We start from the raw sequence: 13583 nt of genomic DNA on the forward strand, positions 1-13583 counted from the left end.
CGCTTTCTCCCTGCTCAGCAAGGAGTGCAGCGCGACCCTGTGCGACGTTGAGCGGACTGCGCAAATCGTGGGAGATAACACTCGCAAACTCTCCAAGCCGCTCGTTCTGCTGACGTAGTTGTCGCTCTCGTTCGACGCGTTCAGTCACGTTCCGAGTGACCCCAACGAGACGAGTTATCTCACCCTCGGAGACTACCGGCGCAAGTTTTGTCTGCCAGAAGCGTGCTCCTTCGCTGACCAGGAGTTCCTCCTGATACGAGATTGGTTCGCCAGCCTTGACACAGCGGTGATAGTTCGCCGCTAACTCAGCGCCCTGTTCTTCACCGAACACGGCTTGTGGTGTCTGGCCCTGTACTTCCTCGGTAGTAATCCCAGTCTGGCGCTCATAGGAGGGACTGAGGCGCTCAAACTTGAATCGGACATCATCCCCATCTTCCTCAACATTCATCAGAAAGATGGCGTCCTCCACGCTGTTCAAAACGGCTTCGTACTCTTCGGCAAGCTCTCGCGCTTCGCGTTCGTACTCTTTTCGCTCAGTAATGTCTCGACTGCTAAGCAGAATCCCATCGATGATGTCGTCGTCAACTCGATTCCGCATTGTGGCCTCAATCCAGCGCCACGAGCCGTTGGCGTGGCGGAATCGGACTTCAACAGTCTCGGATCCGGAAGGGTTTGAGAGAACGCTTTCCAGCGCGTCGGCGTTTCGCTCCCGGTCCTCGGGATGGACGAACTCGAATCCCTCGTGGCCAACCAATTCGCCGGGGTCGTAGCCGAGAATCCGTGTGATGGCCGGACTAACGTAGGTTATCGTCCCGTCAGTATCGACGACTGTCGCGAGATCATTTACCTCCTCAACGAGCGTCCGATACCACTCAGGCTTGTGGTTATTACTCTCGTGGTGGGTTGTATCGTCATCCATCGATTATAATGGGTCCAGTACACGTGTAAGCATATTAAAATCGTGCGCAACCTCCGGCGGAAGCACTACTCCTTGTTGTATATATGGGGGTGGTGGCCAAGATCTTGCTGAGTATACTCCTATACCTCGCACACAAATCCTATCGACTGTTAAAGATTTCAACAGGGAACTAGAGACAAAGAATCAAATAGTCAATCAGAGTAGGATTTGCTATCATGCTCCCAGACGATCTCCCAGTTGATCGCCAGAAATTGCTGACGTGGGAAACAGAATGCTGGCAGTGTGGCGAGCAAACGCCTGTGGTCTGGCCACGAGGAGACCATCTTGATACGCCCCTCGGAGATATATTAGCGAATTACCAAACCCCTGTTGAACGGGTCTACAGCAATACTCTCGGCAAGAAAGTCTGGGGAAACGTCTGTCAGCACTGTGATTCTTACCAAGGAAATCATTTCATCCAGCAAGAGGCACTGGAGATTGACCCACCACTAGTAGACTGTCCACATTGTGGGGATGAACACGAATGGAGCCCGGACCAAGGAATGGGTGGGGCATTCGGACAGGGATGGGTCTCATGTCCAGAATATGGTGAAATACCAGTCGGTGATCCACGGGGAGAGTGATGAATCCCTTAGCTCTATACAAGACTAGAGTGTCGGAATCCCGATGAATCTACGTAAGAATTAGTCAGATATTGAGAACCCCGACAGGGCCAGTCAGTAGTATTTCGAAACTAGCATCTACGGCACTACCACGGAACTATCCTGCGTAGGCGGTGTGAGACGGGACTAGGATGTCCTCCTTGTGACCGTTGTCTGAGAAACCCAATCTTTTCTCAACACCTCTCAGATACCATGTCTATTAAGTATATGTCCGAAAAATTATAAAATATGGCCAAACAACATATTTTCACTCAGATGATCCCCGAACGAGACGAGCCAGCAGTGTATATCAATCCTCGCTCTGAACAAATCGCAGCCTTCGCAGAGGAAGCAGTAACGGTTGAGGACCAGCCTAGGGTCCGGCTGCTCGCAGACTCAGATGAAATCAAATACGCCCTCTACAACTTCCTCACGGCCTCAAAGATCGCCGAACTCATCCACCGGGAGCAACTCAGCCTCCGAACACTCACGGAGCCAGTCCAGAATACCATCTTCACAACCGAGTCTGAGGCTGTAGTTCCTGTGATGGACAACCACAGTATCTCGAGTTCAGATCCCGAGTTGGTCTCATCAGTCTACGGTGAGTTCGACTCCAGATTCGAGGCTGCCGAGCAGTATCACCTCCGGACACCTGCCCTCTCAGTAGTGAAACAGACGCTCCGAGAAGAGATCGGCGACGATATCGCAGCCGACCTCGACGAAGTCCTCGCACACGCTGAAGAGATTTCCAACAGCAACGAATACCTCAGTATCGTCGAGGTCATGCTCATCCTCGCAGCCCGCAACGAGATCCTTCTCTACGACATCTCGAAATGGGGAGAGGATGCGGATATCGCTTCGAAAGCAACCTTCTCACGGGCCAAATCATCACTCGAAGATGCTGGCCTCATCGAGACTGAAAAGGTCCCAATAGATGTCGGTCGCCCCCGACTTCGGCTTATCGCAACTGACGAGCTCGCGACAGCAGACCTGAAGACACTCTCCACCGAGATCCAGTCTTCGCTGTAGCATCTCCCCTACGATAGCCCGACTATGGGGGCGGGTATACGGTACTTCTCCAGCTCAAGCGTGAGATGAAGCAGTCAAAATCACTGCGTAGAGGGTGTAAAACGCATTCTATAACACACAGTCACCAGATCAGTAGTATTTCAAAACTCGAATACGAAAATTGCGACATGTACGATCTCACTGGCTTTCAGCGCGATCTGCTGTACGTCGTTGCCGGACTTGATGATCCCCACGGACTTGCGATCAAAGACGAGCTCGAGGACTACTACGAAAAGGAAATCCATCATGGGCGGCTCTATCCCAACCTCGACACGCTCGTTGAGAAGGGACTCATAGAAAAAGGTCAGCGCGACCGACGGACCAACGAGTACAGCACTACTCGCCGTGGCACGAGAGAGATTGAAGCCCGGACTGAATGGGAAGCCGGGTATATTGACCACGACAGGTGACTGAACTATAATAACTAAGGGCAGTTCACAGCTGGTAGTTCTCCGTTTACTTCAGCATCCATACTTTCGTTCCGCCAACTAGCTTACTTTCAATTAGCCCCTTCTCCTCAAGCTGAGTGAGACGTTGATAGGCGCCAGGCTGCGAACAATTGAATACATCTGCGAGTTCGACGGTCCCAGCTGGTTCGCGTTCTTCGAGCGCCTGTATGAGCTCATCATCAGTGAAATCTGGCGTGTATTGTCCCGTCTCTGGGTCGCGACGGTCCTCGTCCACGGCAGAACGTACATGGGCTTCATAGATGACTCCACCGGATAGAGCCCGAACTCAAAGTGAGTTCAGACGCAAACATTTAAGCCACTTATTGATCAATAAGTGGATGTCCGAAGGTGACGCCTGAAGCGAAGAAACAGGCCGGTGCTTGGAACACCGACCTTCGGGGCACCACACCCCATGTCAACGGATCCGAGCCAATATCAAGAGACTACCGACCCTGAAGAGGTTAGACAGCTGAATCTTGAGGGAGAGGTAGTAGAGACGGATTGTGCGGAGAAAACCTCGTCAGCTGGGGAAAAGCTCAAGCGGATTATCGACAAGTACGGATTTACCGAACTTGGTGATCGACTTGAACGAGAGTACACACCTCCAAAACCAGCGACACTCCGTGAACTACAGCAGAAAGTCAATATAAAGATTCTAGATCAAAATATGCGTGGAGCGTTGACAACAGAAGCAGAGTATGAAGACTGTTGCCATCGGCTTACAGCAGATGACCGGGAACTGACTAAAGACCGACTGAACAGACTCGGAATAGACGGCGAAGCGGTACTCAATGATATGATATCTCACGGAACGGTCCAGAATTACCTGCGAACCTATCGAGATGTAAAAAAGCAAGGCCGTCGGCGGAACACTTGCGAGGAATCTGCTACATCAATGATCGCGATCCAAAACAGGGTTGAGACGGTGCTGAAAGATGTAGTCACATCTCACAGCGAACGAGATCAAATACCCACCGAGCCCGAAGTAGATGTCAGAATGAACGTTGTCTGTCCTAACTGCGATGAAAGTGTCAGCATTGTCGATTACCTCCAGTTACGGCAGTGTCCAAGGTGTATCTAGCGTGGTGAGGAACACCTGTAGTACGGGTACGTACGGTTTGGGCACCCATCGAAGCAGTAACTCGCTTCTCTCCTGATGCAACACGAACTCACCACCTCATCGCTGCCGTTTCGTGTCTCTGTGGGCGAGCCGGACAGTCTCTGGACCGACGCGTCACGGACAGCCCAGCCGACGACGCTCATCGTCACACCGGTCCAGCTACATCAACGCAATATTGAGACGGGACTCCGCGAGCGGGCACGGCCAATGAGCAGTCTAATATCTCGGCGATTACGCGGAGTTGCTGAGGAGTTGCTCAAAGAAACTGACGAGCCGGCCATCGCCGCTGACCGGGTTGACCGGCTTGCCTACCTCCCCGACATCTTGGTCGAGTCGCAACGGCCCGTCTATGATCGCCTTGCTGCCGTCATCGGCCAGCCACTCTCACAGCACGTCGAAACCGTCGAGCGGGCACGAGGCGAACTTGAGTTGGTTACTGGGTTTCACCCCCAACGGATGGAACAAGTCGCAGACGCCGTGCGGTCGGATGCCCAGCAGGTAAGTGAGCCGGCGATGATCGATACGCTGGACCTGCTAGCCGGCGTGTCACAGCTCCATCATGACCTTACTGACAACCTCACTACGGACTCTACGGCTGAGCAGACGACTTTACATCTCGCCTCGGAGACAGCAGTTCTGACCCGCGCTATCCGCGAACTCACGGCCAACCCGGACATCTGGGCGGCAGCATACCCCACGATTGAGCAACTCGTGGTCGCCGGCGCGAGCATGCTCACGGCTCCGTTGGAAGACTTGCTTCGGGTCGTCGCCACACGAACAGACACCGATGTCCAGCTTTACCTTCGGACGGCGAGCGGGCCGGCAATCGCCGATCATCTCACTCAGACGACCGCTGTCGACGCGCCCGGCACACAGGGGGTGTTTAGCTGGCGATGAACGCTCGGAACGATACCCACGGCGACACGGAAGACGTCGCCAGCGGCGAATCAGCGGTGGCCTCGGACACGACCCCAACGCCAACGGTCGAACTCGTTGGGCGCACGCGACAGGAAGAGGCCAGGCTCGCCGTCGCAACGGCCGCAAGCCTTGTCGAACAGGGCGTCTCGCCAAGCGACATCGTGATCGCGACTGCGGACGTTGACCGGTATGAGGACGCACTCACGCGGGCAACCGCACGCTATGGACACACACTAGCGGTCTGGACGCCTCTAAAAGTCAAGCGAACTGTCCCATACGAACTCATCGACGCAACGCTTAGACTGCTCGTTGAGCGCGCTCAGGGTGCCGTCAATATCCAGACGCTTACAGAACCACTCTTCCTTGGATGGGTGCCGGTAACTGGCCGGTCGGAGCCACTTGCGTCGGCGGCCATCAACGAGATTGGTCGCGGCCACGCCGGGACGGACCAGCCGATCGACGAGTGGCAAGCCACTATCGCAGCCGGAGACATCGAGCACGGGACGAAACAAGACTGGATGGCGTACCTGAACTGGATCGCCGCACAGCCCGACGCGCCCACCTCCAAAGACATCGCCGAAACGCTCAATCCCGTACTTGAACGGTACGATGATGCCTGTCTCCCAGACAAGCCGGGTCAGAGGGCTGTAAGCGAGCTCGCAGCTACTCTTAGGGGATTTGAGCGGACAACGGAGTTGCTGAGGATGACCCGCCGGCGGTATACGCGCTGGCTTGCTACAAGCCGCACGGACAAGCAGTGGGGCGTCGTTAGAAACCTCCTTGAGTCGTTTGCGACGACAGTCCCGGGCAAACGTGAGCTACCGACAGCGGCCGCTATCGATGTCAAAGAGGCAAACGACTTGTGGGCACTCTCTGTGCCATACGTCATCGCGATCGGGCTGGTTGCTGAGGAGTGGCCAACCACGCCGGCGTCACCGGTTCCGTCTGCCGCCCGAACGGTGATGGAGACTACAGACATCGACGGGGTCCGTCCGCACTCAGCGTGGACGACCGCCCGCGACCGTGACCAGTTCGAGGTTGCCTCCAACACGGCGACCAAAGTGTTTGTCGCGACCCGCCACACGACAGGTGCCAACGGTGTCGAGAAACGCCCCTCTCCATTTCTTGAGTGCGTGGAGACGACGCGGGTACCCAAAGCGGCACAGCAAAGACTCATGACAGAGCCGTCGGTCATACCTGAGCCGCTCAGTGACTATTTTCCTATGGAGATGGACGATGAGTGACGACGTCCCACGGCTCGACCGCGATCAACAGCGGATGGTCAAGGCGTACCTCGGCATGGACCAGGGGCTCGCAGTACTTGGGAGTGTCCCAGGAGCAGGGAAATCTTCGGTTATCGGGAAGGCCGCAGCGAAAGACCTGCTTGCGCGGGCGGCAGCCGGCGACCCTCGTCCACATGAACGGGTGCTAATTGCGTCCTTTTCTAAACGGGACGCTGCCGATCTCGTCCCAGATATTGTCGCATGGGTCGAGGCGCTATACGAGCGCGGCGACACGCCGGCGGCACTGGATCGGTCTGACATCGACCGGCTGTGTAGGCAGGTGCGGGAGGCACCCCGAATTGGCACTTTGGATAGCGTCCTCAGGACGGTCTGTGGAGAAATCGTGACCGAGATGGGGTTTGACTCGATGCCGACTGTTGGCAACGATGCGCTCATCGAGCAGCTCCACCAAGATGTATACGAGAGGGTCATTGGAAATGACGCCGGCGCCCGTCTCGCTGACCGTGTGCGTGAGGCGTATGACACCAGCAGCGACACGGCGTCAGTCCGGAAACTCCTGCGTAAGGCGCTTAAGATCGCTCGCCGGCGACAACTGACATCGGCCGAACTTGCGGACCGCCTCCGAGCAGCAGTGACGGCCAACTACCGTGGCGGGTCCACAACCTCCTTCGAGAGTATCATCGATGCGGTTGTAGCCTACCGTGACGAAACGACGGCGGCCAACGTCAAGAACGGGCTCACAAGCGAGGAAAAACGCACACTTCTCAAGGCAGATCAAGAACTCCACGAAGAGTGGAGTACGCTCATCGAGACGTTCGCCAAGTTGTTTGAGCAGTACGCTGGTGTATATGACAATCTCACAAGGGAACGCGGTGTCATCACTCACACCGACTGTGTGTATCTCGTTGAGACGTATTTCAGTGATGACCGGTTTGAATCTGCCCGTCGAGAGCGGCTCACGCGGCGCTATCATGAGGGGATCGATAGCGTAATTATCGATGAAGCACAGGATGTGAGTCAGATCCAACACGATGCGTTATCGCATCTGGTTGCCGATGATACACGCATCCTACTAGCGGGCGACCTCGATCAGTGTCTCTACCAGTGGCGGGATGCTACCCCGGACCTGTTTGCGGGAGCACTCGAAGATGGAGAGTACTTCAACCGTGACTGGCATCCTCACAAGACTGAACGGGCTAAAAAGAACTATCGTTCGCGCCCGGATATCGTCCGGTTTGTAAACGCGGTCGCCAAGCGTGGACTGGGTCATAACGAACGGGGTGGTCTTGGAACGGTTACGACAGAGCCGCCGGCGATGTCGGCGACCCGCGACGCGGCTGATGAATCGTCGATTCACATCGCGAGTTTCGATGCGAAGGGAGCGCCTGGCATGGACGACTGGGTCGCTCCGAAGCAGGGGACTGGAGAAGCAGACACTGTTGCGAGATATGTTGCCAGCGGGATCAATACTGGCCGCTTCCCAGTAGCCGATGATGATACAGGCATCACGGCCCTGTTTCCCCGTCGACGCCACATGGACGCGTATGCTGAGGCCTTCGAGTCTTATGGCCTAACTGTCGCTGACGCCAGCGCCTACCTGTTTGAGTCACCTATCGTCAAGTCAGTTATCGACGTGGTCGAATGGCTCATCGACCCGACCGACAAGACCCGAACCCGCCGACTACTCGAGGAATCTGCGCTCGCTGCGTCCACTGAAGATCACACCAAGGCAGGGTCCGGACTGAGTGCTGTCACCGAGACCGTGAGGGACACAACTAGAGTACTACAGGAAGATGTGGTCGGTGAGATTGGTGAGCCACACGATCGTGTCGTGTCGGGACTGGTAAGTCTGCGCGAAGACAGACCGATACGTCACGTTGAGCCGGCATCAGTGCTGGTCCGTGAGATCATCGACCGGCTTGGCTTGGAAGTCGACCCGCTTGGCATTGATCCGGCAACCGACGGCCCACAGCGTGTCGCGACGCTCGATGCGCTCGTCGAGTTAGTCGAAGAATGGGAAGATGACGATCGATATAGCCCGAAACGACTCCACGAGTTACTCAGCCCCTTTGTCGAGACGCCCGGGCGCGGCCCCACCCAACCGGTCGTGGACGCGGACGCCGTCGACATCGTGTTTCGCACTATCCACGATATGAAAGGCGATCAGGACGACATCGTCGTGCTGGCTGATACTTCCAGTTCGGGCTCGCCTAGGACCTCGAAAGCAGGACCGGAGACGCTCGTCGCAAGCGGTGACGGCATTGCCCTGGCACCGCCGGCGAACGCTGTTGATGCGGATACGCCACCGCTTCCGGGTGTTGACGGTGGCCTTTACGAGCTTGACCCCGCTAAGTCCAGAGACGGCACACAGGGCAAGCACGGCCTGCGCTGGGACTCAGAATATTGGGGCACAGAAGGAAGTGAACAAGCAGACCTACGCGGGCCGCCAGTTCGGCGGGCGGCGTCCGCCGCAAACCGAGCTGAGTGGTGGCGGACGCTACACGTTGCGCTGACTCGGGCACAACAGCACCTCGTTATCCCACTGCCTCGCACACAGTCCTTCCTCTCAGAGCGTGATCACTGGGCGCAGGTGTGTTGTGACGTGTTCGGAGAGGAGGTGATCACAGAAACGGGGACACACACGGTAGCGCTGCCGGATGGTGACGGTGCCACACAGCCGACAAGGGTTGCTGTCGATGGAGGCGAATTCGAACCAAGAGTCACGACTGAAGAGTCAGCGGCGGCTGTCCCCGCACAGCGTCCGCGTCGTCTGACGCCGGCGACCGACATCGCCGGTGAAGCGTGGTGCCCACGATTTCTCCGACCAAGTTTGCTAGCGCCACTCGTAGACGATCCGGGTAGTACACTCGTGCCGACCCTTCGAGAACAAACGGTCCACACGGAGACTGACGCCATTGATCCTGATCTCCCGCTGTCGTTCGACACCGTTGAGACCGAGACGGTTGGTGAACTCGTCCACACACTTGTTGGGCGGCTCGTCCATGCGGGGGTTTCCGCGGAAGAGTTGTGTGGGCCAGCAGCTCGCGAGCACGCTGCCGCCGTCCTCGAAGACGAGGTCGACGTCGCAGTTAGTGATCCCGAGTGGGACGAGCTCTACACCTTCCTCACGGAGTACGTTCTCTCCGATCTGGCGGCCAGTGAGCTGTGGGAGCGTGTCGAGCGGGCAACAACCGTCTATACCGAGGAGCCGCTCCACGCGGTTATCCGTATTGACGGTGCGGACGTTGAGGTTCAGGGAGTGGCTGACCTTGTCGTCGTGATGCCTGACGGAGACTACCACGTTGAGGAGCTCAAAGTACAACTCGCACCAGCGACGGACATGCTGCGCCGGCGGTATAGACATCAGACGAAGGTGTATCAGTGGGTGCTAGAACAGCAGGTTGAGTCTGCTGTCAGCGTTGAGGCTCAGGTGACGACTGTTGGTGCGGTCGCTGAGACGTACACGGCTCAGTCACCGGAAATGGGACTCCGTGAGTTGTTACGGTAGAAGACTAATCGCAGCACTCACTCCGCGTTGACGAAGATTTCATCGACGGGTTCCCGTCCGACAGTGCGCCATGAGCAGCCTGTCCACTCTTCGTTTATCAGCCACCAGCCGTCAGCGTCTGGCCGTTCTTCGAACCGTATCTGCCGCCACGGCTGGCGTGCCGGGCGGTACGCGATCGCTAGGCCGTCCGCCGGCGTCTGGCGTGAGTCTGGCGCATCAAATTCCGATTCATCTGTTCCATCTGGTCGAGAATTCCTGGTCATAAGACACGGCCATAGAATGACCGCACTCATTACGAGATATAAATGCGGTCGCTGCGGGCCAGCCAACCAGGACTGTACTGCGTTGCCTCTGGAGTTTATTGAGTGAGACGCTTCTGAGCAGGTGTGCGCTGGTGGCGCAAATCGCTGAATAGACGACGCAACGGTGGGACACAAGATTAGAACTGCGTTGTGTTCCCGATCGGAGTTAATAATGTTGCCCTGCTCTGTTGAAATTCTCTAGAAGTAATATATTCTGCCCAGGTTGCGCCCGATATACTGATCACAGCATTCGCACGACTACTTGACCAGCTGTAGTAGAAACCGCTAAAAGAAGCCCCATTTTCACGGAGACACGATCGGTGAGAAAACTAAAGGAGAGGCCGACGATAGCAGACGCGACAAAGCTGTAGGCGATAGTTGCTGACAGAGAGAGGCCCATAGTTGATCCAAACCCGACGAGTTCAAAAATATTTTATGGCCAACAGGTACGTTCAGCGACCAGCTGTTTCAAACAAGAACCTGTCTGAGGAATAGGATTTCAACAAAGCCTGTTGCCCCGCGACTGTCAGCCCGTCAGTGGGGGGCGGAAGCGACCTCGCCGCTGTCGACTGGTCCGTGGGCGCAACGCGTGTGGAGCGAAGCGACTCGCGTGATGCGTCCGCGTCGACCGAGCGAGGTCGCAAGCGGAACACCACGGAGTCGCTGTCCGCGTGGTCGAACCCACCGAGCTGGCTGGAGCGTCGCGTCGGTCCGATAGCGCAGAAAAAAATGGAGACCGGCTGGCTATAGTTCTTCGGTGTCGATCGAGAGGTCGTCAGGCGAGAGCTCCACGTCGTCGACGAGGTCGGCCACGATCTCGGCAGCCGCCTCGATCGCCTCCTTGACGTCGAACCCGAGCGTGGCCTCGATGACCTCGCCGTTGTGGACGACGGTCGCGACGACCGGCTGCTGGGTGTAGACGATCAGGTCTTCCTCGAGCGACTGGTACGGGCCCGCCGAGACGAACTGGCGGGCACACTCAAGCGAACAGAAGCCGACCGTCCCGTAGTCAGCGACCATCCCACGGGCGTCACACCCGAGGAGGAGTTTCAGCTGGTCGTCGACATCGTCGTGACAGCCCTCACAGGCACACTCGGTCTCGTCGTCGGAGGTAGTCGTCAGGGTGAACTCGGACTGAGGCGTCGAACCGCGAAGTGTTTCACTCATAGTCGGTTGGTCGGGTCACCCCCTCGGGGGAAACCCTCGTCTCCGGATGAGGGCAATAATGTTGCCAGCTGAAGCGAGGTCAAGACTCGGCCGTAGCCGGTGTCTTCGCCACCGTGCTGAACGGTGTGTTAGTAGGTGCTGCTAACGTCACAACCACCCGTCCCATTGGGGCCGTTACGAGTGGGGAGTCACAGAGAGTTTCCCCCACTGGTAACCCCTCGAGATCGACCCCGATATCGACCCCGAAGAAACCCGGATCGTTTCCCGTCTCCACTACCGGCTGGTTGCGGTTCCGTCAACCGCCGCAACGAACCCACCAGTCACCGGGCTGTAGCAAGGGGGTCTCGACCTCCGCTGAGAAGCCGGTCAGAGGACCCGGCGTTTGCAGTCACTACACGCCACATCACCACCACCAAGACGGGCGGCCGACTCACTCGAACAGAAGTCGCAACCCTCCGATCCACTTCGGGCATTCATCGACAACAGAGCAGCGAAGACGATGCCGACGAGCAGGGCGATTGCGGTGCCGAACGACGCGGTGAAAACGACGAGTGCGAGAAGCGTGTTCATCTTGGGAAACCTCACCGCTGGCTCGACCGAAATAATGCTATCACTGGGTTGGGGCCTACCGACACTCCGTCCGGATTGAGACGGTGTCGTCTCACCGTGTTGAGACAGAACGAGGCCCCACCGGAGGTGGGTGGCTCGTGGACGCCATTCTGTATACCAGATCGCTGAGAGATTTTCGGTGGGGATACTGGCGAGGACTCCCGCCAAGAGGGAGTCGTCGAGGTGGGGGCAACCCACCCAGCAGAACAGTGACCAGCTGTCCCTGAAGCGTGTCGGTCGCGACCACTGTTGTTGGGGTGGACCCGACACCGTTCGGTCCCCGTCGGCTGTCAAGCTCGAAGCGGTCACCTGCCGTGTCTGTGGTGGTGGCGATCCGTCGCTGGTGACGGCCGACAGCGTCGTAGTCAGAATACTGAGAGGTCTACCTCGCTGTGGATCCTGATCGTCGGATCCGAGCCGGTGGCCACCGATGGTGAAGCGGCGACTGGTCGCCGCGTCTGTGGCCTCGAGGAGAGCCGGTGTCGATGCCGATTGGTGACCACGTCGTGACCTCGGTTGGGAGACGCCGCGAGTCGAGATCGACGAGTCGAGTCGCATCGACAAGCCCACCGGGACGAGGGGATCAGCGAAGTCGGTCACCGACGTCGGAGGTGAGAATCTCGCCGGGGTCGAAGCCGTTCCACACGGCGTGTGATCGTGGCGATGGTGACAGCCGGTCGGCGTCTGCGGTAGGGCCGACTGTCGGCTGACGCATCAGGTTCCTGAAACAGTCACCACAGCCGCGACTCGGCGGTGAGAGACTGGTCGACAGCCGGTGTGTTGAGGGAGTCTCTCGTCTGTGGATCAAGGAGTGTGTCGACGGCAGTCGACTGGTCCTCAAGGGGACTGTCCCGGTGGCGGTCATCGACCGTCAGGAGATGGGAAGTCTACCGAGACGATCGTGGTCGTCGAGACGACGAGTCGTGTTGCGTCTGGGGGTCCACCTGACCCGTGGGGAAGTGTGCTGAGGCTATTTCGAGATTCTGAGAGGATTCGTGAGTCACACAGTGTCGATGAGGCGGTGGCAGTGTCGACCGCCGTGTAGTGGTGTCCCCGTCTTGCTGGCCGACTGCCTTCTGAGGTTAGTCTCGATCTTGGTGGTCGACCAGCTGGTGATGCTTCTGTCTGAGGTCCTGTCTCTTCATGTCCCCTTCAGGGGACTGCTGGGGTGATCCCGGTTGCCTGCTGTATCAGGCATCTTACTCTTGGCCCTTGGGCCTGAACACCCCCACCCAGAGGGGGTATTACCCGGTATATCACAGACGTACCGGGTCAAATTGGGGGTGTTCTGAGAGGGTGAAAATAAGTCGGTCTCGGAAACCGGCTGAAACGGCTTTCTAGAACACGCTCAGGTATGCGAGCGAGTCATATTTGATTGAGCAGTGATTTTGGTGTAGTGACCCCCGGATACGCCTTGCCGTCATGCGGTTTTGATTTGATATCCGAGGGGGGTGCTGAGAGTGGACTGAAAACGGGCAGATTCACCCCCCGTATGATTATTTTCACAAAAATCGCCGGGTGTGTCGAAAATGTGGTACTTGTATGCGAAATAAACTCTGGTAGGTTCTCGGTTGACCCCCCGGATACCCCACTACGTCATGCGGTTTTGATCCCATATCCGGGGGGTGTTTGAGTGAC

At 57.3% G+C, this 13583-nt stretch carries 11 protein-coding genes; 6 read left to right on the forward strand and 5 right to left on the reverse strand.

Features of this window, described 5'->3' with window-relative positions; all coding sequences use genetic code 11:
• Positions 1-919: PAS domain S-box protein (locus tag EXE48_RS12390; RefSeq protein WP_137711648.1), on the reverse strand; the 919-nt coding region annotated here is incomplete at its 3' end.
• A 917-nt stretch (positions 920-1836) separates the two neighbouring features.
• Between EXE48_RS12390 and EXE48_RS12400 the strand changes: the two genes are divergently transcribed.
• Both EXE48_RS12400 and EXE48_RS12405 read left to right on the forward strand, forming a co-directional pair.
• Complete coding sequence (locus tag EXE48_RS12400; RefSeq protein ID WP_241991988.1) at positions 1837-2589, forward strand: transcriptional regulator TbsP domain-containing protein; 753 nt, start codon at positions 1837-1839, stop codon at positions 2587-2589.
• 167 nt (positions 2590-2756) lie between these two features.
• A complete protein-coding gene (locus EXE48_RS12405; RefSeq protein WP_137711651.1) occupies positions 2757-3038 on the forward strand; it encodes a helix-turn-helix transcriptional regulator in 282 nt (93 codons plus the stop codon).
• Between the two features lie 46 nt (positions 3039-3084).
• Here the strand turns inward: EXE48_RS12405 and EXE48_RS12410 are convergent, their stop codons facing one another.
• Positions 3085-3312 carry a winged helix-turn-helix domain-containing protein gene (locus tag EXE48_RS12410; RefSeq protein WP_137711652.1) on the reverse strand — a complete coding sequence of 76 codons (228 nt, stop codon included), beginning with the start codon at positions 3310-3312 and terminating at the stop codon, positions 3085-3087.
• Between the two features lie 177 nt (positions 3313-3489).
• Here EXE48_RS12410 and rdfA point away from each other — a divergent pair, with 177 nt between their 5' ends.
• The 4 genes from rdfA to EXE48_RS12430 all read left to right on the forward strand — a co-directional run bounded on the left by rdfA (position 3490) and on the right by EXE48_RS12430 (position 9867).
• Complete coding sequence (gene rdfA, locus EXE48_RS12415; RefSeq protein ID WP_137711653.1) at positions 3490-4158, forward strand: rod-determining factor RdfA; 669 nt, start codon at positions 3490-3492, stop codon at positions 4156-4158.
• 75 nt (positions 4159-4233) lie between these two features.
• Positions 4234-5094, forward strand: a complete 861-nt coding sequence (locus EXE48_RS12420; protein ID WP_137711654.1) for a hypothetical protein — start codon at positions 4234-4236, stop codon at positions 5092-5094.
• Positions 5091-6359 carry a PD-(D/E)XK nuclease family protein gene (locus tag EXE48_RS12425; protein WP_137711655.1) on the forward strand — a complete coding sequence of 423 codons (1269 nt, stop codon included), beginning with the start codon at positions 5091-5093 and terminating at the stop codon, positions 6357-6359. Before EXE48_RS12420 ends, EXE48_RS12425 begins: the two co-directional genes overlap by 4 nt.
• Entirely contained in the window at positions 6352-9867 is a 3516-nt protein-coding gene (locus EXE48_RS12430) for a UvrD-helicase domain-containing protein (protein WP_137711656.1), read from the forward strand. Before EXE48_RS12425 ends, EXE48_RS12430 begins: the two co-directional genes overlap by 8 nt.
• A 543-nt stretch (positions 9868-10410) precedes the next feature.
• On the opposite strand, the gene EXE48_RS18455 is transcribed toward EXE48_RS12430, so the two are convergent.
• The 3 genes from EXE48_RS18455 to EXE48_RS12445 all read right to left on the reverse strand — a co-directional run bounded on the left by EXE48_RS18455 (position 10411) and on the right by EXE48_RS12445 (position 11906).
• On the reverse strand, positions 10411-10569 hold the full coding sequence (locus tag EXE48_RS18455; protein ID WP_158295128.1) for a hypothetical protein: 159 nt from the start codon (positions 10567-10569) through the stop codon (positions 10411-10413).
• A 344-nt stretch (positions 10570-10913) separates the two neighbouring features.
• On the reverse strand, positions 10914-11336 hold the full coding sequence (locus EXE48_RS12440) for a hypothetical protein (RefSeq protein ID WP_137711658.1): 423 nt from the start codon (positions 11334-11336) through the stop codon (positions 10914-10916).
• A 366-nt stretch (positions 11337-11702) separates the two neighbouring features.
• A complete protein-coding gene (locus tag EXE48_RS12445) occupies positions 11703-11906 on the reverse strand; it encodes a hypothetical protein (RefSeq protein WP_137711601.1) in 204 nt (67 codons plus the stop codon).
• Positions 11907-13583: the final 1677 nt, after the last annotated feature.

This window comes from Halorubrum sp. ASP1 (genome assembly GCF_005435135.1).
Lineage (GTDB): Archaea > Halobacteriota > Halobacteria > Halobacteriales > Haloferacaceae > Halorubrum > Halorubrum tropicale.

Bases quoted from the DNA above. Each gene is read 5' to 3' on its own strand.
- EXE48_RS12445 (WP_137711601.1), bottom strand. From the start codon at position 11,906: ATGAACACGCTTCTCGCACTCGTCGTTTTCACCGCGTCGTTCGGCACC.
- EXE48_RS12440 (WP_137711658.1), bottom strand. From the start codon at position 11,336: ATGAGTGAAACACTTCGCGGTTCGACGCCTCAGTCCGAGTTCACCCTG.
- EXE48_RS12405 (WP_137711651.1), top strand. From the start codon at position 2,757: ATGTACGATCTCACTGGCTTTCAGCGCGATCTGCTGTACGTCGTTGCC.
- EXE48_RS12420 (WP_137711654.1), top strand. From the start codon at position 4,234: ATGCAACACGAACTCACCACCTCATCGCTGCCGTTTCGTGTCTCTGTG.
- EXE48_RS12400 (WP_241991988.1), top strand. From the start codon at position 1,837: ATGATCCCCGAACGAGACGAGCCAGCAGTGTATATCAATCCTCGCTCT.
- EXE48_RS18455 (WP_158295128.1), bottom strand. From the start codon at position 10,569: ATGGGCCTCTCTCTGTCAGCAACTATCGCCTACAGCTTTGTCGCGTCT.
- EXE48_RS12425 (WP_137711655.1), top strand. From the start codon at position 5,091: ATGAACGCTCGGAACGATACCCACGGCGACACGGAAGACGTCGCCAGC.
- rdfA (WP_137711653.1), top strand. From the start codon at position 3,490: ATGTCAACGGATCCGAGCCAATATCAAGAGACTACCGACCCTGAAGAG.
- EXE48_RS12430 (WP_137711656.1), top strand. From the start codon at position 6,352: ATGAGTGACGACGTCCCACGGCTCGACCGCGATCAACAGCGGATGGTC.